The organism is Paeniglutamicibacter sp. Y32M11 (genome assembly GCF_019285735.1).
In the GTDB taxonomy this organism is placed as follows: Bacteria; Actinomycetota; Actinomycetes; order Actinomycetales; family Micrococcaceae; genus Paeniglutamicibacter.
The window spans coordinates 993,844-1,018,191 of sequence record NZ_CP079107.1 but is presented as its reverse complement, the minus strand read 5'-3'; the positions used below and the strand labels follow the sequence as shown (position 1 = coordinate 1,018,191).

Genomic DNA, 24,348 nt, shown 5'->3' with positions numbered 1-24,348 from the left:
ATCTGCTCATTTCGCCATCGGGATGCGCACACCGCGTTCGGTGGCGACCTCAATGGCCCGCTCGTAGCCGGCATCAACGTGGCGGATCACGCCCATGCCCGGGTCATTGGTCAACAATGCCTCCAGCTTGGCGGCCGCCAATTCGGTGCCGTCTGCCACCGAGACCTGACCGGCATGGATGGAACGGCCGATACCCACCCCGCCACCGTGGTGGATGGAGACCCAGGTGGCACCGGAAGCCGTGGCGGTCAGGGCGTTTAGCAGCGGCCAGTCGGCGATCGCGTCCGAACCGTCCTTCATCGACTCGGTCTCACGGTAGGGCGAGGCCACGGAACCGGAGTCCAGGTGATCGCGGCCGATCACGATGGGGGCCGAAACCTTGCCCTCGGCGACCAACTGGTTGAATAGCAGACCGGCCTTGGCCCGGTCTCCGTAACCCAGCCAGCAGATGCGGGCCGGCAGTCCCTCAAATTCGACGTGTTCGGCTGCCGCGTTCAGCCAGCGGTGCAGGTGTTCGTTCTCCGGGAAGAGGTTTTTTAATGCTTCGTCGGTCACGCGGATGTCCTCCGGGTCCCCACTGAGCGCCACCCAGCGGAAGGGGCCAAGGCCCTCGCAGAAGAGCGGGCGGATGTAGGCCGGAACGAAGCCGGGGAATTCGAAGGCGCGGTTGTAGCCGCCCTTCCGTGCCTCATCACGAATGGAGTTGCCGTAGTCAAAGACCTCGGCGCCGATGTCCTGGAAGCCGACCATCGCCTCGACGTGGCGGGCCATCGAGGCCTGAGCCTTTTTGGTAAAGCCTGCCTCATCGGCCTTGGCCTCGGCGTCCCACTGCTCCAGGGTGTATTCCACCGGCAGGTAGCTCAGCGGATCGTGGGCGCTGGTCTGATCGGTGATGATGTCAAAGGCCACGGTCCAGGCCTTTTGGCGGGACAACAGCTCGGGGAAGACCTCCGCCGCGTTGCCGACGTAACCCACCGAAAGGGCCCGGCCCTCGTTCTTGGCGGCGGTGACCTTGGCCAGGGCCGCGTCTAGGTCCAGCTCCACCTCGTCGAGGTAGCGCTTGGATTCGCGGCGACGCAGGCGTTCCTCGGACACGTCAACGATCAGTACCGCGCCACCGTTGAGCGTGACGGCCAGCGGCTGGGCCCCACCCATGCCGCCGCAGCCACCGGTCAGCGTCAGGGTATTGGCCAGCGTGCCGCCGAAGCGTTTGGCGCCGATCGCGGCGAAGGTTTCGTAGGTGCCCTGCAGGATGCCCTGGGTGCCGATGTAGATCCAGGAACCGGCGGTCATCTGCCCGTACATCATCAGGCCCTCGGCCTCCAGCTTGCGGAACTCGGGCCAGGTGGCCCAGTCCCCCACGAGGTTGGAGTTGGCGATCAGCACGCGCGGGGCCCATTTGTTGGTGCGGAAGACACCCACCGGCTTGCCCGACTGAATCAGCAGCGTCTCGTCTTCTTCCAGATCCGTCAGCGTTGTGATGATGGCGTCGTAGGCCTCCCACGATCGCGCCGCGCGACCGGTGCCGCCGTAAACGACGAGGTCCTCGGGGCGCTCGGCGACCTCCGGGTCGAGGTTGTTCATCAGCATGCGCAGTGGGGCTTCGGTGGCCCAGGACTTGGCGGTCAGCGTGGTGCCGCGCGGAGCGCGAATAACGCGGGAGGGATCGTGCTGGGTGAAGCTCATGGAATGGTTCTCCTTGTCGGTCATGCTCAATACGTGGGGTGCCCCGGGTTGTGGCGTGGGAGTCGGACTAGTTCTGCGGGCCGGCGCCCAACAGCGCGTGGGCCTCGGTGGCGACCAGTTGGCCGATCCGCTCAATTTCCGCCGGGTTCATCCGGTAGCTCGGGGCCACCACCGATATGGCGGCCAGCGGCCCGCCGTCCCCTGCGGTTGGAGCCGAACCGAGCTGCCGCAGTGGCGCGGCAATGGCGGTGACGTCGGCCTCGACGCCCTTATCGGAAACCACGTACCCGGTCTCGGGGGTCTTTCCGGCGAACACGATCCCCAGGCTTGATCCCTCCAGGGGAACACTGCGGCCCACCCAGGAGGCGTGGCGCACCGAATGTGTTCCCTCGGCGATGGCCAAGTACACGGCGTGGTCACTTCCCGTGCCCTGGTGACCGCGCACCGAAAGGTAGGCCGATTCCCCGGTCGCCTCGACCAAACGCTGCAGCGCCGGCGCGGCGAGGTGGATCAGTGACTCGTGGCTCAGCGCTTGGGCGCCGAGCTGGACCAGGCGCAAGCCGGGACGATACTCACCGTCGTTGTCCTTGCGCACGAAGCCGCTGTTCTCTAGGGTTCGCAGCAGGCGCAGCGCCGTGGAGGCGGACAGTTCGGTCTCGCGTGACACTTCGGCCAGCGATACCGCCCCGGCGTCACAAACTGCGCCCAGCAGCTGCAGGGCTCGTTCCACGGTTCGAGTTGCCGGTTCTGCCACGGTATTCCTCCACGTTGGTGATTTGGTCGCTGAAATACTCGCCCGGGGGTGTTTTTTAGCGCCCATGGACGAAATTCACTATCCCGGGGGGCTTGCTCCAGAGCCGATGATGCGTTTCACTTATTGAAACTCTAATTTCATCCCTTGGCAAGTGTTAACGCGATCCGGCTCACACAAAACCTCGAAAATTCCACCTTCCAGAAGGACAAACTCATGAATGCCAGCATCACCATAACCACCGGCGCACTGAAGCCCGAGGACGTCGTGGCCGTTGCACGTCACGGTGCGCAGGTGGAATTGGGCGCCGATGCCCTGGCCGCCATCGAGTCCTCTCGCACCGTGATCGACGCGCTGGTCAACGACACCGTCCCGCACTACGGCGTCTCCACCGGCTTCGGCGCGCTGGCCACCAAACAGATCCCGATCGAATTGCGCGCACAATTGCAGCGCTCACTGATCCGCTCCCATGCCGCGTCCTCCGGGACCGAGGTTCCGCGCGAGGTGGTCCGCGCGCTGATGCTCAACCGACTCTCCACCCTGGCCACCGGCCGCACCGGCGTACGGCCCATCGTGGCAACCACCTACGCGGCCGTCCTCAACGCGGGCATCACCCCGGTCATCGGTGAATATGGTTCGCTGGGTTGCTCGGGCGATCTTGCCCCGCTCTCCCACGCGGCCCTGGCCCTGATGGGCGAAGGCCCGGTCCGCGACGCCTCCGGTACCGCCATGGACGCCTCCGAGGCGCTGGCCGCGGCCGGCATCACCCCGGTGGTCCTGGCCGAAAAAGAGGGCCTCGCCCTGGTCAACGGCACCGACGGCATGCTCGGCATGCTGCTGATAGCCTCCGCCGACCTCCACGCGCTGCTTTCCATCGCCGACCTGTCGGCGGCCATGAGTGTCGAGGGGCTGCTGGGCACCGACGCGGTCTTCGCGGAGGACTTACATGCCCTGCGCCCACATCCCGGGCAACGCGATTCGGCCACCAATATGCGCCGGGTGCTCGCCGATTCCACGCTCATCAGCGAACAAAAGTCCGGCGCCCACACCTTCACCCGGGTGCAGGACGCCTACTCGCTGCGTTGTGCCCCGCAGGTTCACGGGGCCGTGCGCTCCACCCTGGCCCACGCCGAATCCGTCGCCGCCATCGAACTGGCCTCGGCCATCGATAACCCGGTGGTCACTCTCGATGGCCGGGTTGAATCCAACGGCAACTTCCATGGTGCCCCGATCGGCTACGTGCTCGATTTCCTCGCCATTGCCGTGGCAGATCTGGCCTCGATCTCGGAGCGACGCACCGACAGGTTCCTGGATAAATCCCGCAACCACGGTCTGAATGCCTTCCTGGCAGATGACCCGGGCGTGGATTCCGGGCACATGATCGCTCAGTACACCGCCGCGGGCATCGTTTCGGAACTGAAGCGTTTGGCCGTCCCGGCCTCGGTGGACTCCATTCCCTCCTCGGCCATGCAGGAAGACCACGTCTCGATGGGTTGGCATGCCGGGCTGAAGTTACGCAAGGGCATCGACGGGTTGGCTCGGGTGCTGGCCATCGAGCTACTCACCAGCGCGCGCGCCCTAGACATGCGCGATGGCGGTCTGGAAACTTCGAAGTCCTCCCCGATCATCACCGCGGTGCGCCGGCAGATCCGCACTCGCGTCGAGGGCCCGGGCACCGATAGGTTCCTCTCCCCGGAGATCGAGTCCGTGTTCCAGATGGTGTCCGACGGTTCACTGCTGGCCGCTGCCAATCACGCGGCAGCTACCCCGCTGGCCTAAGCGCCCCGCACATGGATGCTCACCTCGGACCGGGGGCTCGGCCCGAGGTGAGCAGCGTCGGAGCTGTTAGAGCGTCTGAATTATTCGCCCCGGCCGAGCGCTGGCCGTTGAAACACGAGCAACGCATCGGCCACCAGATCGTCGGGGTAGCGGTCCCACACAATCTCGGTGACTCCTACGGGCGTGAGATATTGCTCGAGCACGCGGGTGCAATCGCGGATCAGGTGAGTGGTGAGCCCCATGTGGTGGATGTCCGCTAGATTCCACACCACAAACCCACCGGGAACCACAGCGAGCGCACACTGGGCGGCTACGAGGCCAAGCTCCGCCAGGTAGCGGTCGTAGTCTCCGTTGTCTTGCTCATAGGCGGTGAGCGGATCGGCCTCATGATTCTCCGCGGTCATGTACGGCGGCGACGTCAGGATCAGATTGATGCTCCCCTCGGGCCGGGGCGGTTGCATCCGGCGAATAATCCTGAGTAATTCCCGCGCATCACCCTCGATGATCCGCGCGTTGGGCACGCGTTCTTGCAGGTACCGAGCACGCTCGGGTAACAGCTCAATACCGATCGCTTCGCGCCCCAGTGCCACGGCCCGCTCGAGGGTGGTCCCAAATCCCGCGAAGGGATCAAAGACCACGTCACCCGGTTTGCTGCAGCGCGTTATGACGTGGTCCACGATGGCTGGGAGCATGTGGACGTCTTCGTCGGCGCCCACCGGGCGCTCGGCCAGAAACCTCTGGTGCATGGCGGTCAATTGCGCATCCAACGGGGACGAAATGGGCCCACTCCCGATCACTGTTTTTTGCACATCTCTCATCAAGCGAAGTTTACTCGTCGAGCCGCAGTACCCGGGACGAATGCCTGTTGAGCCCGGTATCCGGCCTCCGGATTCGTGCACCTACCCGTGAGAGGATTCGTTACCGGACCAGGCGCCGCAGATAATGGACTAATGCCTCTTTCTTCACTGCTCGGCTTCGCGGGCGTTGCCCTCGTGGTGGTGCTCGCCCCGGGACCCGATACCTTCTTGGCGCTGCGCTACGCCCTGAACCGACCACGCAATGGTGTTGCCGCGGCGCTGGGCATGATGGTGTCCATCATGGGCTGGGCCATCCTGGCGGGGGTTGGCGTGGCAGCACTGCTGCTGAAGTACCCGGCCATCCATCAAGGCATCGCGATCGTCGGCGGAGCCTACCTGCTGTATCTCGGCCTCGGCTCGTTGATCAAGGCCCAATTTTTGGCTCGCTCCACGGCTGCCACCGCCCGCACCACCACCCGGAACATCGCGCTCACCGAGGCAAAGTTCACCCTCGCCCAATCACTGCGTGCCGGTGCATTATCTGCCGCACTGAACCCCAAGCTCGGCTTGTTGTTCCTGGCGTTGATGCCGCCGTTCATCCCGGCCGGATCCCCGATGCTCGGATCGGCGCTCATTCTCGGCGGCATCTTCGCCGCCATGGGATTTAGTTACATGATGATCCTGGTGGCCATCGCGGCCAGAGCGATGGCCTGGTTCAAGAGTCCAACGGTGGGCATTTGGCTCGAACGTGTTTCTTCCGGAGCCTTGGCCATCATGGGTGCCGCGGTGCTAATTGGAGCCTTCATCTAGTTCCGAACTCGGGCCTAGACCCGGGAAGCGGATCTCACTGCTATTAGACTTCACTTCATGACAACGACTAGCCGCTCCCTGAGCACCGGAACCATCCTGCACCTGGCCGATTCCGAAAAAAGGAAATGGGCGCACGGTGAAATCCGTGAGATCGCTGCCGGGACGTTGGACGCCGAAATGATGTTGCACCCCTCCACGGACGCACTCTGGGACTGGCGACTCAGCGTTGCCTCGATCGAGCAAGCCGGGGAATTCACCCCCTACGACGGCTTCGATCGCACGCTCACCGTCATCGCCGGGGAACTGCTCGAATTGGGCATAGACGGAACCACCCAGGCGGTGGAGGCCATGCGGCCACTGAAGTTCTCCGGGAACAGCGCCGTCACGGCCGCACTGCCCACCGGGGATGTACTGGCGTTAAACGTCATCACGCGCAGTAGCGCGGTCCGCGGCAACGTGCGCATCGTGGAGCTGTCCAAAAAACGCGAACAGCATCTCTTCGGGGCACAGTTTGGTGTGCTGATTCAGGGCAAGGCCATCGTGCTGCAAGAAGATTCGGAACGTGCCCTGGAGGTACGTGACACCGTCATTGGCGGAGAGAACGATTCTCCGCGCGTCTCTGGCCGGGGTTTCCTTGCCGTGGTGTCCCTCGACCTGCCATAACGCCGGGGCCGAGGGGCTCCAATTGCTGTGGACTACTTGCCGAGGCCGGGCTTTACCGGGACGAAGCCGACGGCGTTCTTGCGGTGAATGCCCGGGACCGGGTTGTGCGAGAAACCCTTGGCATCCATGCCGTTGCGCAGACGGAAATCGGCGAGCGCAGCGTTGTAGAGTTCGTTCATCCGGCCCCCGGTGGTTTCTTCCTGGCTGCCATCGGTGAACGTGATGGTGATGGCCGTCTTCGAGGGGAAGATCCGGCTCATCCGGACGTTTCCGTCGGTGTCCTGCTTGAGGTTGATCATGTGTTGCCTTCTTTTGTGGACGAGTATTCCTCTAGTCTTCACCATGAATTCAAGATTCCTCCGCTCGCCACCGGATGAAGAGCTATTTCTCTCCCGCTGTTCGCACCCGGGTTTGGGCTCCGGGATGTTCTAGGGCGAGGACTTAGAGGCGAGGAATGGGACCCCGAAGACCGGATCCACCTCGAGGAAGCGGACGTTCTCAAAGCCCTGTGAGCTCAGCGCAGCTCGAAGCCGTTGCTGATACACCGGTTGGTACATGCCTAGTCCTCCCCCGATGATTACCGGACCATGGATCCCAAGAATCGTTGCTAGATCTCCGAGCGAGGCAACCACGTGGGCTACCGCTTCGTCGATGATTGTTGAAGCGCCGGGATCTGCCGAATCGTTGGCAGTGAAGACCAAGGGTGACTGTTGAGCCCAGTGTCGTCTGTCGGCATCCGCGTGAAAGCGCCCGATCAGTTCCTCGGCACGTGTCACCTGATTAGCTTCGAGGACTAGCCGCGAAAGTAGTGACGGGGGTTGCTCGCGGTTTGCTTCGCGCAGGGTGAACCGCACCGCTTCCCTGCCCATCCAATAGCCGCTGGCCTCATCCCCCAAGAGATAACCCCACCCACCGGATCTGGCTTCCTTGCCCTCGTCGTTGATTCCCCAAAAGGCAGATCCTGTACCTAGGATGACCGCCATCCCGGTAGCGGCGTGTCCCGCGGCAAGGATCAGTCGCGAGTCGTGGACGACGTTGATCTGTGCCGTGGGGGCATGGGTGGCGATCAGGTCTCGGAGCCGTTCTGCGTCCTGCTGCGTGTCGATGCCCCCTGCCCCGGCGATGACCATGTCGATGGCTTCGGAACCGAGGGATTCAAAGACCTTCGCGAGGTTTTCGCGGGCGGTATCGAGGCTGACGTTTTGAGTGTTGGCACTGCCGCTTTTGGCCTCGGCGATGACTTGGCCGTTCAGCCAGCGCACGCCATGTGTTTTAGTTCCACCGATGTCTAGCCCCACCAAGGCATGGTGTGGGATATCTGCAGGATTCATGGCGTCCTTTACTCGTGGTCATTCACGGATCTACGGTGTCGTCATTACCGACTGTCGTCCAGCCACCATTACATCACCGGTGGCTCGAGGGTCACGGTCAGCAGCGCGCGGGGAGCACAAATTCCTTGCCTGTACTCCAGCCCTGACATCCGCGCTCCATGATTCAAGGACCAGGCCACCACTCTGTGGACTCGATACCCATCTAACGAATTTCTCGGCCGGCTGCAGCGGCTCAGTTGGCAACTCGCTAGCCCCGAACCCCGCTCGGAATTCGTCCATCGACTAGGGTGACAATAGGTGAGAAAGACGACGCTGTGTCACCCGCATGAGACACGAAAGATGTGTTGTCAGCCATCGTTTCGGTGATGGACTTGTAACCACTTCAGCTAGTGAAAGGCAACCATGCACGATGACCCGTCCCTAACCATTTCACGCGCAACTCGGGTGCTGGCCGAACGGATTCGCCCGGCGATTCATCAGCAACCCATGGCCTTGAACGTGATGTCTCATCAGCTTCCCGGCGAACCCATCAGTCCGTTAGCTGCGTTCGGCCTTGAGTACACCGAGCACCGGGTTGGCAGTGCGTGGGGTCCGGCTTGGGGAACCACCTGGTTCAGAATTCGTGGGCAGGTCCCTGTCCAGTGGTCTGGTTTCCGCCTCGAGGTGCTCATCGATCTGGGCTTTGATCCATCGATGACCGGCTTCCAATGTGAGGGCCTCGTCTACCGAGGTGATGGTTCCACGGTTAAGTCCATCAACCCTCGCAATCAATGGATCCCGGTGACAGATTCCGCCCTTGGTGGCGAGACCTTTGAATTTTTTATCGAGGCAGCGTCAAACCCCATCCTGCTTGATCACCATCCGTTCCTACCCACACAGCAGGGCGACATCCTCACGTCCTCCCCCGACCCGCTTTACACCACTGCCCGCATGGATCTGGCTATTTTTCATGCCGAGGTCTATGAACTCGCCGCAGACCTTGATGTCCTCCTAGGACTTCAAGAAGAGCTGCCTCCCGGCCCACGACGCATGAAAATCATCAAGGGGATCGAGGCGGCACTCGATGCCCTTGACCTCCAAGACATCTCAACCACCGCGGCCGGTGCGCGCTCGATTCTGGCACCCCTGCTCGCATCCCCAGCAGGTGCCAGCGAACATGTACTCTCGGCAATCGGCCATGCCCACATTGACTCCGCATGGCTCTGGCCGATCCGCGAAACGGTGCGTAAGGTCGCCCGGACCATCTCCTCAGTGCTGGAATTGTTGGAGACAGATCCCGAATTCATCTTTGGCATGTCAAGCGCTCAGCAATACAAGTGGCTTAAAGAGCAATACCCCGACCTATATCAGCGCGTGAAGGACGCTGTGGCACGGGGCCGTCTGGTGCCGTTGGGCGGGATGTGGGTCGAATCGGACACCGTGATGCCCTCTGGTGAGTCTCTGGTGCGACAATTCTTATACGGTCAGAACTTCTTCCAGCAGGAATTTGGAATCCATTGCAAGGGAGCTTGGCTACCGGATTCCTTCGGCTACTCCGCAGCGATGCCGCAACTGATGCACCGTGCGGGTTTCGATTGGTTCTTCACTCAAAAAATTTCCTGGAACCAGCGCAATACCTTCCCACACCACACCTTCGAGTGGGAGGGCATCGACGGATCCCGGGTGTTAACCCATTTCCCACCGATGGACACCTATAGTTCCCAACTCTCCGCACGTGAAGTGGCCCTGGCCTCGAGCCAGTTCAGTGAGTCAGGCACCGTCTCCGGATCCATCGCACCGGTGGGGTGGGGAGATGGAGGTGGAGGCACGACGCGTGAGATGGCCTCGGCCGCCAGCAGACTCAAGAGTCTTGAAGGAAGCCCTCGGGTGAGATGGGAGCGGCCGGACGACTTTTATCAGCGCACCCAAGCCGAGCTACCCGTTCCACCGGTGTGGGTTGGCGAGCTCTACCTTGAATTGCACCGCGGCACATTGACCTCACAACATCGCACCAAGGCCGGTAATCGTGCTTCCGAACATCTGTTGGTGGAGGCCGAGCTCTGGGCCGCCACGGCTGCTGTCCGCACGGGTTCCAGCTACCCATATCAGGAGCTCGATGCGCTGTGGGAGAAGGTGCTACTTCACCAATTCCATGACATTCTTCCTGGCACCTCTATCGCGTGGGTGCATCGAGAAGTCGTCGCCGACTACGACCGCATTATCGCCGCCACCGAGAAGCTCATATCCGCGGCGGTAACTGCCCTCGTTGGCTCCGGTGAAACTCCGCTGACTCTCAACCCGACGCCGTATCCCCGCGATGATGTGCCCCGGGTGGAGTGCGGCCGGCGGCTGCCCCAAAAATGGTCCACCACGCGGTCACAGCAAGCCCGCACGCAGACGGTTATACGTTGGACAACGGACTGGTCTCGGTACACATCAACGCCCAAGGTCTGATCACGTCGGCGATCGACCTAGTCACCGGTCGTGAAGCCATGGCGCCGGGACAACCGGGGAACCTACTGCAACTGCACCACGACTTCCCGAACAAGTGGGATGCCTGGGATATCGATGCCTTCTACCGCAACAGCGTCACCGATCTACGCGATCTGGATTCCATGTCCTTAACCCGCGACCCGGACGGATCTGCACGTGTGATCCTGCGGCGAAGCTTTTCGAAGTCCAGCCTCACCCAAGAACTGGTGTTGTCACCTGGAAGTCGAATGCTGTCGATTTCCCAACAAACGCAATGGCATGAAACCGAAAAGTTTCTCAAGATCGCCTTCCCCCTAGATATTCGTGCCGAGCATTCGACGGCCGAAACCCAATTCGGTTACCTGCACCGGCCCACTCACGTGAACACCAGCTGGGAAGCCGCCAAATTTGAAACGTCCATGCACAGATTTGTGCTGATCGAAGAGCCTGGATTCGGCACAGCGCTGATCAACGATTCGAGCTACGGCTACGATGTCACCCGCGATTCCTCCGACTCACGCGTCACCACCACCGTGCGACTTTCCCTACTCCGCGCCCCACGCTTCCCCGACCCGTTCACCGATCACGGCCCGCAACTGCATCGTTACGGGCTGCTCATTGGAGCCGACATTGCCTCGGCCACCGAAGCCGGGATCGCCATGAACATGACACCACGCACGGTTGCCGGTAGACACGGGTTCGATCCATTGGTGGAGCTCAGCGGTGCCGGCGTGCTGCTCTCCAGCGTGAAGTTAGCCATGGATCGCAGCGGAGATGTGGTCATTCGAGTTTACGAGGCACTGGGCCGCCGGGCGTCCGGTGTTCTGCGCATCAACGCAGAAGTCACGGAGATTACGACCGTCTCACTTCTTGAGGACCCGCTCCTCGATGCTTCCCGGATCGAAAAAACTGACGCTCGGGGCAACGTGCATGCCGTGGAACTGACCCTGGGTGCCTTCGAAATCCGTACCCTTCGGGTGAGGCTCAAACGATGAGCTCCCGAGGTCCTCTAAGGATCGACTAGTAGACTCTGATTTTTATTGCTCGAGGGTTGGAAGGTTCCCAAGCCATGGATTACGACGACATCGAGCTTCTGGCTTCTTGTGTCCTGACGGTGATTCCTGCGGTGCTGCTCGTCCTGATCGGCATATTGGTGCACAAGCGAGCTTCGGCCGGTTCTCTTGGCCTGTATGCCCTCATCGGCATCATGGCATCACTTCTCTACGCTTTTGTTGCCCCGAGTATCACCATGGCACTTCTTCCACCTCCTGATGATCCGTCCTTTGCCGACGGCCGTGGGCTAGATTTGCGCGGATTGATGTTATTTATCGGCTCATGGGTCGGAGCACTCCTCGGTGCAGGATCAACGCTGATCGTTGTCGGCGTAGCTAAGGTACTGGTCTGGAAGGCTAAGCGCGTGGCGGGCACCGCCACTCTCACCGAATGAGGTGAGCGAAGTTACCTCGGAGGCAGCGATCTCAACCGTCTTTCCCATGTCGAACCGGAGATTCGTGATCCCGAGCGAGTAACCTTTTGAGCTGATAGCCGACAGATTCTTGTCGAACGCAAGACCCGTTTGGAGCGATAGGTGCATGACCGAGGACGGTCTGTACCCTCAACACGCATGAAGTACAAAAGCATCACGAAGACCCTAGCCCTATTGGTAGTCACGGTGGCAGCCCTAAGCGGATGCGCCGAATATGCATCTCACGCGGGAAATGTTTCTCCTTCCGCCTCTGCCACCCCTACGAGCAGCACGGATCGATCCTCCAACGGAGTGGGACCTGCATTGAATGGCCCGCTGGCATCAGGTGCCCTGGCCAAGCTCACGGTCAAGGGCAAGGCCGCAGCCACCGGCTATGACCGCAATGACAAGTTCGGAAACGGCTGGAAAGACCCTGACGGGAATAAGTGCGATGCCCGCCAAGACATCTTGTCCCGCGACATGACCCGCCTGACCTACAAGGACGCCAAGAAATGCACGGTGGCCACCGGACGGCTGGCGGACCAATACACCGGACAAATAATTAACTGGAAGGTTAATTCCGGCAGCGTTGACATCGACCACGCAGTGGCCTTGAAAAATGCTTGGATATCCGGCGCACAGAGGCTTTCCCAAGATCAACGCGTCCTGCTGGCCAATGATCCGCTCAATCTACTGGCCTCAGAGGCATCTGCCAACCGTTCTAAGGGATACAAAAATGCCGCTGAGTGGTTGCCTCCACATAAATCTTTTCGTTGCCAGTACGTGGCGACGCAGATCAGCGTAAAACGCAAGTACACACTTTCTGTGACAAAGGCAGAGAAGGACGCGATGGCAAAAGTTCTTCGATCGTGCCCCAAACAGAAGGCTGCCAAGGTCACTCCACTGATTTCTGCAGCAAAGACAAACACTATTGGACCTGCGGCCTCAAAGTAATCCTTCCGTGCCTAGCATTCCACGACCTCACAGTGACCGGGAGGGATCCCCTGGCGCCAATGCTCGGCAGTACAACATGAGCTCGGAGTACAACATGCACTTCCCCCGTCCAATGGACAGGTCGGCTATTGTCGTATCGCTTTGCTCCCATCGAGTAGTCATGCCACTCATACGCAGACTGACTCGTTTGACTTTCTCCGCAGACAGTCCTCGTTCCGAATAGTTGCTAGGTTCGGCGTGAGCTTTCCGTTCGAGTGTCAGGAGTGCGGGAAATCTGTCACTGATCGCACCGAGCACAAAAAGGTTGGTGTGTGCAGTGGGCCTTTCGCGGTTCGCCTACATCCTTTGCAATGCCTCGCGCAGACGGTCGTAGGTGGCCCATAACAAGAATGCGAAAGAGGCCACGACCTCAATGGTTGGGGCCTCCTTCAAAGGCACTTAATACGCCCACTTACGCGTATGCAATCCCAAAAGAACGAAGACAATCAACGACCCGCCAATAGCGAGCACCGAATTCTTCCAAGAGAATGCCACCCCTGGCCGACCAGACCAATCCGAACGCTGAACGGTTCCGAATGGTCGATGGTGACGCATCGACAGAAGGCTTCATGGGGGCGTCATCTGTCAGCCAAGGCGGTGTCACTCATAGTGCCGCCTTGGTGCCCACCCCACCGCTTGACCCTCCCGTGCTCCGGGCGATGGCCTCATCGCACGAGCACCACAGCCGGCACCGCGACATGAGCCTTCCCTCATCAATTGTGGCGGCGTGTTTTGTCAGAGCATTTCTCCGTTATTCCGACGCGGCAACGCCGTTTAATTAGGCCGTTTCCGTACACCAGTAGCGTGCATTTCCCGGCCAAGTCACCTAGCTCCTCAGGTCCATGGTGGCTAAGGCTTCACCGATGATCTGCACCAGTCTGCGGTAAAACCGCGAAACGCTGGGCCGCCTGAGGCCAAAGAGGTCCGCGGACATCGACTGGATCACATTCTGTCTCAGCAACACCAGAAACAGCTGCGCTTGTGCGCTTGCCGGTAGAGACACAAAGATCGCGGTCTGCAGCACGTCCCTTGGCTGGCTGGGAACCGAAAACAAGGGCGTGGGAGACTCTTGCCACTAGTTCGACGTTCTGTTCGCCGGGCTGGCGTGAAGCAGGGCCGGTAGCGCATCGACTTTCTTTTCGGTTATGTAGAGCTTAGACAACTCCATCATTCCGTGGGAGAAATTCGAACCGCTTTAAACGGAACATTGACCACAAAGATCGATCAATTTGGTTTTTTGAATTAAGCTAAATATTAACGGCAATTTCTTCCGCAATAAATCCTAAGATACCCCAGACTCGGCCATCACCAATTCACAGAAGCCCGTACATTGCATAACCCAGACACGTGGGTGGCACGCAGGATTGTTCGCCTTTCCAGATTCTTGAGTCAGACAATCTACGGCTCAGGACGATTGATGGTCTGGTGTTCTAGGTCCACAAAAATCGCAGAAACGAGCCAATATGGCTGCCGAAACGAAACTGTCGCTTCAAGACTTCAACCCAAAGTTCTCGTCACTGCTCAAAACAGAACAATGACACGTAAAAGCAGGCAAGTAATTACTTGCAAGTACAGAGTCTTCTCATTTCGCAAAGCGTCAAAACTTAGTCACATACTGACTTCTTTCAAAACAGTCCAGTTTCGTGATCACCGCCACTCCCCCATTGCTCGACGGCCTGTGACTAGCGGTCATTTCAGTACGTTCAACACCCCCTCCGATCCAACCGGAGAGTGAGTTATCCCACGTCAGAATCGATATTTAATTCCCATCGATCGCAAACCTGACAGCTCGAGGCCTGGGTGTTTTCCGGCTCACCAGAGACTATTCGGTGACCCAATTCCCAACTCCTCACGACCACTGCACACCCTTGACAGTCTCCTTACGTACATTTCGTGTTCACGGGATTCAAATAGGCTAGCGACACTTGATGAAGGAGTTAGTGAATCCTAATCAGTCAATTTGCGATGCCCTCTCGCAAAAAGACTTAAGTGGATGGTGATTGTCATATTTTTCGGATTCAATGCACTTCGCATATATACGAAAAACGTTTGAATCGACGATCAACGCGATTTCCGCCATTTACTACAAGATTCAACAATTCCCTAGGAACAGGAGTAGGACAATGACCGCACGCGCAAACAAGAATGGCAAAAAGATTGGCCAGTCGACCCAGCTCAAGAAGGTCGAGGCTATGCCAACGACCGTAGAAACCCCGGCGGCCGGCAGTGTTGCCCCAGTGACGAGTTCAAAGTCCGCCCCTGCTACGGCACAAACTGTTACTCCTTCCCGAGTCACAAGCACAAAGTCGACTTTGACTTCCATCATCAACGCCGAAAAGGTACCAAACACGACGCCTTTGAAGGCGGCTGGACTAGCTACCCTGGCGAGTTCGCTAAACCAAGCTGCGAACGTTTCACCAAAGTCAGCAACTGAAAAGCCGACAACAACGAAAAAAGCAGAAGCGACGACGCTTTCGAGCAACAAGCAAAGCGACACCGAGGTAAAGCCAGCGACGGTTACGCCCACAACGGCATCTGCTACCAAATCGGCTGCAACCAAGACCACGGGCACTGCGGCTAAGAGCTCAACCACGGCTGCCTCCACTGCAGCAAAGCCGGCGGTAGCCACCTCGACAGCAACAGCGGCTCGAAAGACGACAGCCGCCAAAACTGCGACCACCGCTACTCCCGCCGCGACAATGCCGGCAGCAACCACTGCTACGGCAGCGACGACACCAAAGACGACAGCCACCAAAACCGCAACCGCTACTGCTACCGCCACAAAGCCGGCAACAGCCACCGCGACAGCACCAACGGCGTCGAAGACGACAGCCGCCAAAACTGCAACCACTGCCACAACCAAGGTCAGCACCCCAGCTGTGCCAGCTGCCAAGAGCACCACCGCAGCTACAAAGCCAGCAGTAGCCACCTCGACGGCAGCATCGGTAACAAAGGCCCCCGCAGCCAAGAAAACGTCTATCACCGAATCCAAACCAGCAGCGACCAAGACCGCCGCGACAGTGACGAAGTCGGCAGCCACAACTGCGGCAGCCACCAAGCCAATTGCAGAAAAGGCCACAACGGCACCGAAGTCCACAGTCACCAAGCCCGCTGCGGCTAAGGTGCCCACCGTAGCTGCTGGCACCACGACCAAGACCTCCGCAACGAAGCAGACAGTTGCTCCCGCGTCGGTCGCTACGGCAGCCACCGTGGTGTCTGAAAAGCCCGCCACTGCGAAATCAGTAGCCGCGCCCACTTCAAAGATTGAGTCGGACAGCAAGGCCCCCGCAGCAAAACCCATCACTGTGCCAGCATCGAAGGCCAAAGAGGCTGACGCGCCGATTAGCATCACGGAATCCGATCCAATGCCTCGGGCAACACCAAGCGGCCCAGAGGCCCCCGAGGCCACCGTCGGAACGGACGCCGCCTTCGCCCCAACGGTTCCAGCCGAAACTGCCCTGCACACGGTGCGAAACATCTCCGAGGTCCGCCACTTCTTCCGCACCAACGATGTACCGGTCTTCTTTATCGGTGCCACGCCGTTCAATCTGCTGGGTCTTGACCGATGGGTACGCAACTTTACCTACATCAGCTACTACGATGCCTGGGATGGTGCGCACGCTCGGGTCTTCACCCCGGTGAACAAGCCTTACAAGGAATTCGGGTCGGGCGAAGAAATCAACAACTGGCTATTGCTCAACCCTGAGGTCAGAGCACGCATGACAAAGGACTTGCGTCCCGGAGTGCGGCCGAAGGTGGCCATGGTCTTCTTCGATGCGGAAACCGAGCACATCTGTGAAGAACTCGGTTACGATCTGATCCTGCCGCCAGCAGAACTGCGCTCGCGACTCGATTCCAAGATCGTGACCACGCAGCTGGGCAACGAGGCCGGCGTTCCGTCGGTACCCAACGTATTGACCACCGGAACGGATTGGACCACCCTTCGCAAGGTGGCAGATGAGTCCGGACTTGGTAAAGAATTGGTCGTCCAGACGCCGTACGGTGACTCCGGCAAGACCACCTTCTTCATCGCCAACGAGGCGGACTGGGACAAGTACAGCTCCGATATCATCGGCGAACAGATCAAGGTGATGCGCCGGATTAACAACCTACCGGTGGCCGTCGAAGCTGTGCTGACACGCTCCGGCACGCTGGTGGGTCCTTTCCTCACCGAGCTTGCGGGTCACAGCGACCTGACCCCGTACCAGGGTGGATGGTGCGGCAATGAGATGCACCCGGATGTCCTCACCGCCACCCAGCGCACCCGGGCTACCGACCTCGTCCAGCGCATGGGAGATCGCTTGTCGAAGGAGGGTTACCGCGGCTTCTTCGAGGTCGACGTTCTGGTGGACACCGACACCGACGAGGTTTACCTCGGCGAGCTGAACCCGCGCATTTCCGGGGCATCGGCCATCACCAACGTGACGGCCGGAGCCTACGCGGACGTGCCGTTGTTCCTCTTCCACCTGCTCGAATACATGGATGTGGAATTCGACCTGGACATCGACGAAATCAATGCACGCTGGGAAGCGCTTTCGGGTGCCGATGTGTGGAGCCAGATGATCATCAAGGAAACCTCCGAGACGGTCGAATTGCTCACCGCCACGCCCGCCACCGGCCAGTATCAGCTGGACAGCAACGGCGCGTTGGTCTTCAGCCGTCCCGCCATGGACTGGCACATGCTGCAGAACGAATCCGAAGCGTTCTTCCTGCGCATCTACGGTCCCGGTGACTACCGCTGGAAGGGTGCCGACCTCGGTATCTTGGTCACCAAGGGTCGTCTTCAGGTCGAACGCAATGGCTCCACGCAGCTGAGCATCAGGGCTAAGCACTTCATCGACAGTGTTCGTGCCGGATTCACCGGACTGCCGTTGAGCGCCACGGAGCCGGTTGAGGCTACCGCGGGGATCGGAGTAAAAACCCAGTGGTAATGTCCACATAATCGCCGCTGCCTCGGGGCAGCACTGAGAAGCTGCATCATTGCAGAAATTGAAAACCACATCAGGTGGCCGTCATCGGCCGCACTGGTGCGGCATTGGAAGGATACGTCAGTGGAGAGCACCAATTTAGATTCCGCCCCAACAGTGGTGGACATGACAAACTGGCAGCTGCCCGAGAACTTGCGATGGTCCTTCCAAAATATTGCCGAGTTCCTGCCCACCGCGCTGATATCGCGGGGGCAGGGGCCGGCCTCGGCATTGCCGGCATCGCCGCGCGAACTCGGCTGCATCTCCTTGCCCTCGGCTTACCCCGAGGAACCGCCCATGACCGTAGATTCCGTCATGTGTGCAACGGACACCGACGGCTGGATGCTGCTGCACAAGGGCCAGGTGCTCACCGAGTCCTACTTTGGTGAAATGGCACCGGAAACACCGCATCTTTTGATGTCGGTGAGCAAATCCTTGGTCGGTACGGTTGCCGGTGCCTTGTGCGACGCCGGACTGCTTGATCCTGAGGCCACGTTGACCAGTTACCTGCCGTCGTTGGTCGGCAAAGGATACGACGGGGCAACGGTTCGCAACCTGCTGGATATGCGTTCGGGCATCACCTTTTCCGAGGACTACCTCGACCCGCAGGCCGAAGTGCGCATGTTGGAAGAAGCCATTGGCTGGGCACCATCCACCGATCCCGGCATCATTGGCATGTACACCTACCTGAAGACGCTCCCGAAAAAGTGGGAGCACGGTGGAGTCTTCGAGTACCGTTCCTGCGAAACGGACATGCTGGGCTGGATTTGTGAGGTGGCCGGAGGCGCTCCGATGCCTATGCTGCTCTCGCACCTGCTGTGGGGAAAGCTGGGGGCCGAATTTGATGCATCGATCGGCATCGACCAATTCGGCACGGGCATGTTTGATGGTGGAATCAACGCGTCGATGCGCGACTTGGCCCGCTTTGGTTCGCTCTTTGTCGGAGACGGCACCTCGCTGACCGGCGAGCGAGTACTCTCCGAATCATGGATCGAGCAGACCTTAGCCGGGGCCTCGGATTCTCGCACTGCGTTCGCCGACAGTCCCGGTGATAACCGTATGCCCGGCGGAATGTATCGAAATCAGATGTGGTTCCCCTACGAGGGAAACGACGTTGTGGTCTGCTTAGGCATCCATGGACAGATGATCTATGTCAATCGCCCTGCCCAGGTGGTCGCCGTCAAGCTGTCCAGCTGGCATTATCCTCAGGATGCCTTCAAGCTTTTCTCTACCCTGCGTGCGTTCGACGCAATCTCAAAGACTCTCTTGACCGAGCAGACGGCCGATTCCACCGCAGAGCAATCTGCCGAAACGGAAGTGGAGCAGCCCTTCGCTGCCACCGCTGCGCAGCCTGCTGAACCGGTAGCCGACCACCCCGCGGATTCCGCCCTCGAGCCGCCCGTCGAACCAGCAGCCATGCAGCCTGATGAACCACCGATCGCGCAACCCGGCGAACCAGCCGTTGAGCAGCCCTTCGAACCGGCAGCCGCTGCGCAATCCTTCGACCTCCCGGTCGTGTTACCCCTCGAATCACCAACCATGCAGCCATTCGGCACCACCACCGTGGAACCCGCCGAACAACCGGTCGAGCAACCCTTCGACCCCACCACCGCGCAACAGGTCGCGAGCAACGTCGCTCCCGATTCTGAGCAACCGGGCGAAGCACCCTTCCCCGTGGACCCCGAACACCCGTCGTACCTGCCCTTATTCTCCGTCCCTCGAGTACACCCAAATCCTTACTCGGGAGACTGAAATAGCGCGTTGGACCCACGACGCTCCCTTGCTGGCCCGCCCTAGGAATAGAACAGAAGTGAAAGCCCCAATGGCCAAATCCGATACCGACGAATATGCAACACCTTCCAGCGTTTGGCGCCTGCGCACCGACGCATGGGAATACCTGGGCTACGCAGCAAAGGCGCTGCCGGGAACCAGTGACCCCGGAAATTCAGAACGCGGACTGCTCGCCGAGGTTATGCGACAGCTGCGCGTTCTGGAGGCGGTGGAAACCTACTGGGCAGTGCCGGGCAAGGCGCATGTCCTCGAACTTCGTGCCCTGATCCAAGAGGGCGACTTCAACTCCGCGCTCAAGCTCATTGAGACGGTAACCCGCGGATTTACCCGGTTCCGTCATGAACTCGAGGGTAAAATTACCTCGTCCGATCCGCAGATGGAAGCTGCCGAGCCCGGGGCCCTCGCCATTGCCGATCGACGACCTCGCTTTGAGGTTCTGGTTATTGACGATGTTTCGGCCACGGTGCGTGAGGAACTCATTGCCGAGATGGATGGCCAGCGTCGGGAATCTGACCGGTTCATCTACCAAATCAATGTGGTGCCCAGCCTTGAGGACGCGCTGATTGCCGTCTTGCTGAACCCCACCATCCAGGCCTGCATTTTGCGCCCAGGCTTCACCGTGCCCGCCAGGCACACCCCGGGTGAAGACCTTCGCAAGTTCTTGGACGGTTTCATCAGCCCGGATATCTCCACCTACGCCCCCAAGGCGCGCATCCTGGCCCTAGCCGACAAGCTCAAGGAGCTGCGCCCGGAACTTGATCTGTACCTGGTGGCGGACGTTTCCATCGAGGAGTTGGCGGGCTCCATAAATCGCCGGTTTGTGCGCCTCTTCCGCCGCGAAGAGTCCATGGAATTGCATCTCTCCCTCGTCAAGGGTGTTGAAGACCGCTTCCGAACTCCGTTCTTCGACGCCGTGCAACAACACAGCCGCAGGCCTGCTGCCGTCTTCCACGCCCTGCCCATCTCTCGCGGCGGCTCGGTGGTGAACTCCCGGTGGATCAAGGACATGGGCGAGTTCTACGGACTGAACCTGCTCCATGCCGAAACCTCCGCCACCTCCGGCGGACTTGACTCCTTGCTTGACCCGCGTAGCACCATTCGTGATGCCCAGGTTCTCGCCGCTCGGGCCTTCGGTGCCCGCCGGTCCTACTTCGTCACCAATGGCACGTCCACGGCCAATAAGATCGTGCACCAATCCATCCTGGCACCGGGAGATGTGGTCATCGCCGACCGCAATTGCCACAAGTCCCACCACTACGCCCTCATGCTCGCTGGCGCCCAGGTTGCCTACGTGGATGCCTATCCGCTGGACGAGTTCTCCTTCTACGGAGCCGTACCACTCAAGACGCTGAAGGGCATGCTGCTTGATTACCGTCGGGCCGGTCGCCTGGACGAGGTCAAGATGATCACGCTGACCAACTGCACCTTCGACGGCATCGTTTATGACGTCCAACGCGTGATGGAGGAATGCCTGGCCATCAAGCCAGACTTGGTCTTCCTCTGGGACGAGGCATGGTTCGCCTTCGCCACCTTCCACCCCATCTACCGGCGGCGCACCGCCATGTCCGCGGCGGCAACGCTCGAGGAGAGCTTCCAGGATCCGGCCTACATCGCCCGGGCCGAAGCCCAGCGGGCCACGCTCTTTGATCAGTCCACCGGTGAACCCCTCGATGACGAGCTGTGGCTCTCCACCCGGTTGCTGCCGGACCCCAAGGTGGCCAGGTTGCGCGTGTACGCGACGCAGTCAACGCATAAGACCCTGACCGCATTGCGCCAGGGTTCGATGATCCACGTTTATGATCAGGACTTCAGCAGCCAGAATCAGGAAACGTTCAGCGCCGCGTACATGACCCATACCTCCACCTCGCCGAACTACCAGATCCTGGCCTCCCTGGACATCGGCCGTCGCCAGGCCGTGCTGGAGGGTTACGAGCTGGTCCAACGTCAGGCCTACCTGGCGCAGTCGGTGGCCCAAGCAGTAGCTCGCCACCCCCTGCTCAAAAAGTATTTCAAGGTCCTGACCACCCACGATTTGATCCCCGAGGAGTACCGAGAAACCACGCGTCCCATGCCGCTGCGTGACGGCATCGCCGCCATGGACGAAGCCTGGAGGACCGACGAATTCGTGGTCGACCCAAGTCGCCTGACCCTGCATATCGGGCGCACGGGGGTTGACGGTGACACGTTTAAACACAAGTACCTGATGGACCTGCACGGGATTCAGGTTAATAAGACCTCCCGAAACACCGTGCTATTCATGACAAACATCGGGACCTCACGCAGTGCCGTCGCCTATCTACTCGACGTTCTGGTCAAGCTGGCGGAACACTTTGATGCCCAGCAGGCAGATCTCGGACCGTCCGCGCTCAAGGCGCGGGCCCGCACGGTAGCGGCACTGAGCAGTACGCCGCCCCCGCTGCCGGACTTCAGCCGGTTCGCGGATCGTTTCCGCCGTGGCGGGGACACGATCGACGGCGACCTGCGCACCGCCTATTTCACCACCTACAAGGACGGCACCTGCAGCTACCTGATGCCGAAGGAAATCACCGAGCGGGTTTTGACCGGCGAGGAAGTGGTATCCGCAGGATTCGTGACACCCTACCCACCGGGTTTCCCGGTACTGGTTCCGGGCCAAGTCTTCACCAAGGAGATCCTCTCCTTCATGGATGTCCTTGATACGCGCGAAATTCACGGCTTTGATCCGGAACTCGGCTATCGGATTCTCAATGATCCGGAACAGTCCCGAGACGAGGCCAACTAAGTCCGAGGCAGCTGGCATCACAGATGCCAGCTGCCTTTTGCTCAGGATTTGGAGCGCACCACCAACACCGGGCATAAGGCGTGGCGGACACACTGCTCGCTGACCGAACCCAACAGCATTCCCGCTAAACCGCCGCGTCCGCGGGTTCCCAGCACCAGCATGCGCGCGTCACGCGAGATGGTGATCAGGCTCTTGACCGCTGGTGCGTGGACCGGTTCGTAGCTGATGACTACGGTGGGGTGTTTTTCGGCGAACGGACGCACCTTGTTTTCCAATTCGTGCTGCACAGCCGCGGTGAATTCCTCCCAGGCCGGCACGTAGCCGAACGTCCATTCCGCTGGACGTGGCGCCGTGGAGATGGACCAGGCGCGTGCCACCACCACGGGCAGCTTGAGTTCTTCGGCCAGTTCTAACGCCATGGACAGCGCGTCCTCGGCCCCCTTGGATCCGTCATGACCCACCACGATGCTGCCTGCTGGAGCGGGTTCCGGTTCGTGGTGTGGGAAGGCAGATGCTGATTCGGTGCTCATGATCCCGTACTCCTTCGTCTTCGTCGTGGTGAGTGGTGTGAATCGTCGACGCCAGCGGTTATCTCTTGTCGTACTCCGCGTGCAGGCGGTGCGCCTCTGCCACCTGCTGACGAATCGTGGCAACATCCTTGGCCTTGTTGCGGTACTTGGGGTCCATCGTCAGAATCTGGGATTCCTCGGCGGTGAGCAATCGGTAGATGCGTTCGCGCTCCATGGGATCGGCGGTATAGCCGAGGTCGATGTAGTTCACGGCATGCCGTCTGGCACTGTTGATGGCTGTTTGAGCTTTTCCTGCCTTGCTCAGCAGGGAGGCGATGACGGTCAGCAGCAGCACGCCGATGATGACGCTGAGGGATAATCCGGTGCTGATCTCAATCACCGGGATCGGTTCCCCGTCGTTGATGAACGGCAGATTATTTTCGTGCAGGGCGTGGAGCACCAGTTTCACACCAATGAAGGCCAAGATGGCGGCCAAACCGTAGGAAAGGTAGATCAGGCGGTCCAGCAATCCGTCCAGCAGGAAGTAGAGCTGCCTCAGTCCCATCAGGGAAAACGCCGTGGCAGTGAAAACGATGTAGACATTCTGCGTCAGTCCGAAGATGGCGGGAATGGAGTCCAAAGCGAACAGGATGTCTGTCCCACCGATGGACACCATCACCAGCAGCATCGGGGTGAGCGCGCGTTTTCCGTTGTGAACGGTGAATAGCTTGTCGCCGTCAAAATGATCGGTGGTATGCATAAACCGCTTGGCCAGACGCATGATGAAGTTATTGGACTGATCGGCCTCATGATCCCCCGGCTTGAGAAGGTTGCCGGCGGTGATCAGCAGGATCAGGCCAAAAACGTAGAACACCCATGCGTAGCTGTTGATCAGTGCCGCTCCGAGGAAGATGAAGCCGGTTCTCGCGAGCAGTGAGAAGACGATACCAAAGAGCAATACCTTCTGTTGGTCCTCCCTGGGCACCTTAAAACTGGCGATGATGATGAGGAAGACAAAGAGGTTATCAACCGACAGCGCCTTTTCGGTGATGTACCCGGCAAAATACTCGGAACCCATCGTCACGCCACCGAAGATGAACACCAAGACTCCGAAGATCACGGCAATGCCGACATAGATGGAGGACCAGATTCCCGCTTCCTTCAGCGCTGGCACGTGCGCCTTGCGGATATGGAAAAAGTAGTCAAAGGCGAGTAACGCCAAAATCGCTATGATCGTGATGACCCAGATCAGTGGTGAGACGTTCATGAGTCCCTACTTTCGGACGCTGCTGCCGGTCCCGCGCAAAGCTTGTTCACCCTCATCTCCGTTCCTGTGCCCGTGCCCACCCCCGTGAGCAACTCCTGCTCACGGGGGTGCATTTGGTGCCGTCAAAGATCAGGATTCAGACGCGGTTCTTTTGACGAAACTAGCACCTCGCTTGGCGCTTTGATAGCCCTCTGGTCGAGCTAAACGGCTTATTCTCCGCTACTGGGCGGGCATTCGTAGGGGCGTTCCGTCAGTGAAACGAACCATGCGGCCCCCTCGATTGTGCTGTCACTACTTTCGTCAGCACCCCACGATCAATGGTCTCCG

At 59.8% G+C, this 24,348-nt stretch carries 18 protein-coding genes; 10 read left to right on the top strand and 8 right to left on the bottom strand.

Going from position 1 to position 24,348, the window contains the following annotated elements; genetic code table 11:
• Positions 1-6 precede the first annotated feature (6 nt).
• Together hutU and KUF55_RS04470 are read right to left on the bottom strand one after the other, a co-directional pair.
• Complete coding sequence (hutU, locus tag KUF55_RS04475; protein ID WP_218818123.1) at positions 7-1,686, bottom strand: urocanate hydratase; 1,680 nt, start codon at positions 1,684-1,686, stop codon at positions 7-9.
• Positions 1,687-1,753: 67 nt separating this feature from the next.
• Complete coding sequence (locus KUF55_RS04470; protein WP_132361763.1) at positions 1,754-2,440, bottom strand: IclR family transcriptional regulator; 687 nt, start codon at positions 2,438-2,440, stop codon at positions 1,754-1,756.
• A gap of 213 nt (positions 2,441-2,653) precedes the next feature.
• On the opposite strand from KUF55_RS04470, the gene hutH reads away from it, so the two are divergent.
• Entirely contained in the window at positions 2,654-4,216 is a 1,563-nt protein-coding gene (hutH, locus tag KUF55_RS04465; protein WP_218818122.1) for a histidine ammonia-lyase, read from the top strand.
• A gap of 80 nt (positions 4,217-4,296) precedes the next feature.
• Here the strand turns inward: hutH and KUF55_RS04460 are convergent, their stop codons facing one another.
• The gene (locus KUF55_RS04460; protein ID WP_255557433.1) at positions 4,297-4,962 is read right to left on the bottom strand and encodes a DNA methyltransferase; all 666 of its coding nucleotides are present in this window, start codon (positions 4,960-4,962) and stop codon (positions 4,297-4,299) included.
• A gap of 204 nt (positions 4,963-5,166) precedes the next feature.
• Here KUF55_RS04460 and KUF55_RS04455 point away from each other — a divergent pair, with 204 nt between their 5' ends.
• Both KUF55_RS04455 and KUF55_RS04450 read left to right on the top strand, forming a co-directional pair.
• Positions 5,167-5,823 (top strand): LysE family translocator, encoded by a 657-nt coding sequence (locus KUF55_RS04455; RefSeq protein WP_132361765.1) that lies wholly within the window; start codon positions 5,167-5,169, stop codon positions 5,821-5,823.
• 57 nt (positions 5,824-5,880) lie between these two features.
• Positions 5,881-6,486, top strand: coding sequence for a HutD family protein (locus tag KUF55_RS04450; RefSeq protein ID WP_218818120.1), 606 nt, complete (start codon positions 5,881-5,883; stop codon positions 6,484-6,486).
• Positions 6,487-6,518: 32 nt separating this feature from the next.
• Here KUF55_RS04450 and KUF55_RS04445 read toward each other — a convergent pair whose 3' ends face one another.
• Positions 6,519-6,785 (bottom strand): hypothetical protein, encoded by a 267-nt coding sequence (locus KUF55_RS04445; protein WP_132361769.1) that lies wholly within the window; start codon positions 6,783-6,785, stop codon positions 6,519-6,521.
• 129 nt (positions 6,786-6,914) lie between these two features.
• Positions 6,915-7,817, bottom strand: a complete 903-nt coding sequence (locus KUF55_RS04440; protein WP_218818119.1) for an N-acetylglucosamine kinase — start codon at positions 7,815-7,817, stop codon at positions 6,915-6,917.
• 402 nt (positions 7,818-8,219) lie between these two features.
• Between KUF55_RS04440 and KUF55_RS04435 the strand changes: the two genes are divergently transcribed.
• The 4 genes from KUF55_RS04435 (at position 8,220) to KUF55_RS04425 (ending at position 12,687) form a co-directional block, all read left to right on the top strand.
• A complete protein-coding gene (locus tag KUF55_RS04435; RefSeq protein WP_370630953.1) occupies positions 8,220-10,250 on the top strand; it encodes an alpha-mannosidase in 2,031 nt (676 codons plus the stop codon).
• Positions 10,205-11,263, top strand: a complete 1,059-nt coding sequence (locus KUF55_RS18985; protein WP_370630952.1) for a glycoside hydrolase family 38 C-terminal domain-containing protein — start codon at positions 10,205-10,207, stop codon at positions 11,261-11,263. Before KUF55_RS04435 ends, KUF55_RS18985 begins: the two co-directional genes overlap by 46 nt.
• Positions 11,264-11,337: 74 nt before the next feature.
• Positions 11,338-11,715 carry a hypothetical protein gene (locus tag KUF55_RS04430; RefSeq protein WP_218818118.1) on the top strand — a complete coding sequence of 126 codons (378 nt, stop codon included), beginning with the start codon at positions 11,338-11,340 and terminating at the stop codon, positions 11,713-11,715.
• Between the two features lie 342 nt (positions 11,716-12,057).
• Complete coding sequence (locus KUF55_RS04425; protein ID WP_255557307.1) at positions 12,058-12,687, top strand: HNH endonuclease family protein; 630 nt, start codon at positions 12,058-12,060, stop codon at positions 12,685-12,687.
• A gap of 2,131 nt (positions 12,688-14,818) precedes the next feature.
• On the opposite strand, the gene KUF55_RS18675 is transcribed toward KUF55_RS04425, so the two are convergent.
• Positions 14,819-16,078 carry a hypothetical protein gene (locus KUF55_RS18675; protein ID WP_255557306.1) on the bottom strand — a complete coding sequence of 420 codons (1,260 nt, stop codon included), beginning with the start codon at positions 16,076-16,078 and terminating at the stop codon, positions 14,819-14,821.
• 13 nt (positions 16,079-16,091) lie between these two features.
• Here KUF55_RS18675 and KUF55_RS04415 point away from each other — a divergent pair, with 13 nt between their 5' ends.
• The 3 genes from KUF55_RS04415 (at position 16,092) to KUF55_RS04405 (ending at position 22,245) form a co-directional block, all read left to right on the top strand.
• A complete protein-coding gene (locus KUF55_RS04415) occupies positions 16,092-17,657 on the top strand; it encodes a biotin carboxylase (protein ID WP_132362552.1) in 1,566 nt (521 codons plus the stop codon).
• Between the two features lie 120 nt (positions 17,658-17,777).
• Entirely contained in the window at positions 17,778-19,445 is a 1,668-nt protein-coding gene (locus KUF55_RS04410; RefSeq protein ID WP_255557305.1) for a serine hydrolase, read from the top strand.
• Positions 19,446-19,515: 70 nt separating this feature from the next.
• The gene (locus KUF55_RS04405) at positions 19,516-22,245 is read left to right on the top strand and encodes an aminotransferase class I/II-fold pyridoxal phosphate-dependent enzyme (RefSeq protein WP_218818114.1); all 2,730 of its coding nucleotides are present in this window, start codon (positions 19,516-19,518) and stop codon (positions 22,243-22,245) included.
• Between the two features lie 41 nt (positions 22,246-22,286).
• On the opposite strand, the gene KUF55_RS04400 is transcribed toward KUF55_RS04405, so the two are convergent.
• Both KUF55_RS04400 and KUF55_RS04395 read right to left on the bottom strand, forming a co-directional pair.
• Positions 22,287-22,775, bottom strand: a complete 489-nt coding sequence (locus tag KUF55_RS04400) for a universal stress protein (RefSeq protein WP_132361783.1) — start codon at positions 22,773-22,775, stop codon at positions 22,287-22,289.
• A gap of 58 nt (positions 22,776-22,833) precedes the next feature.
• Complete coding sequence (locus tag KUF55_RS04395; RefSeq protein WP_218818113.1) at positions 22,834-24,021, bottom strand: TerC family protein; 1,188 nt, start codon at positions 24,019-24,021, stop codon at positions 22,834-22,836.
• Positions 24,022-24,348 lie beyond the last annotated feature (327 nt).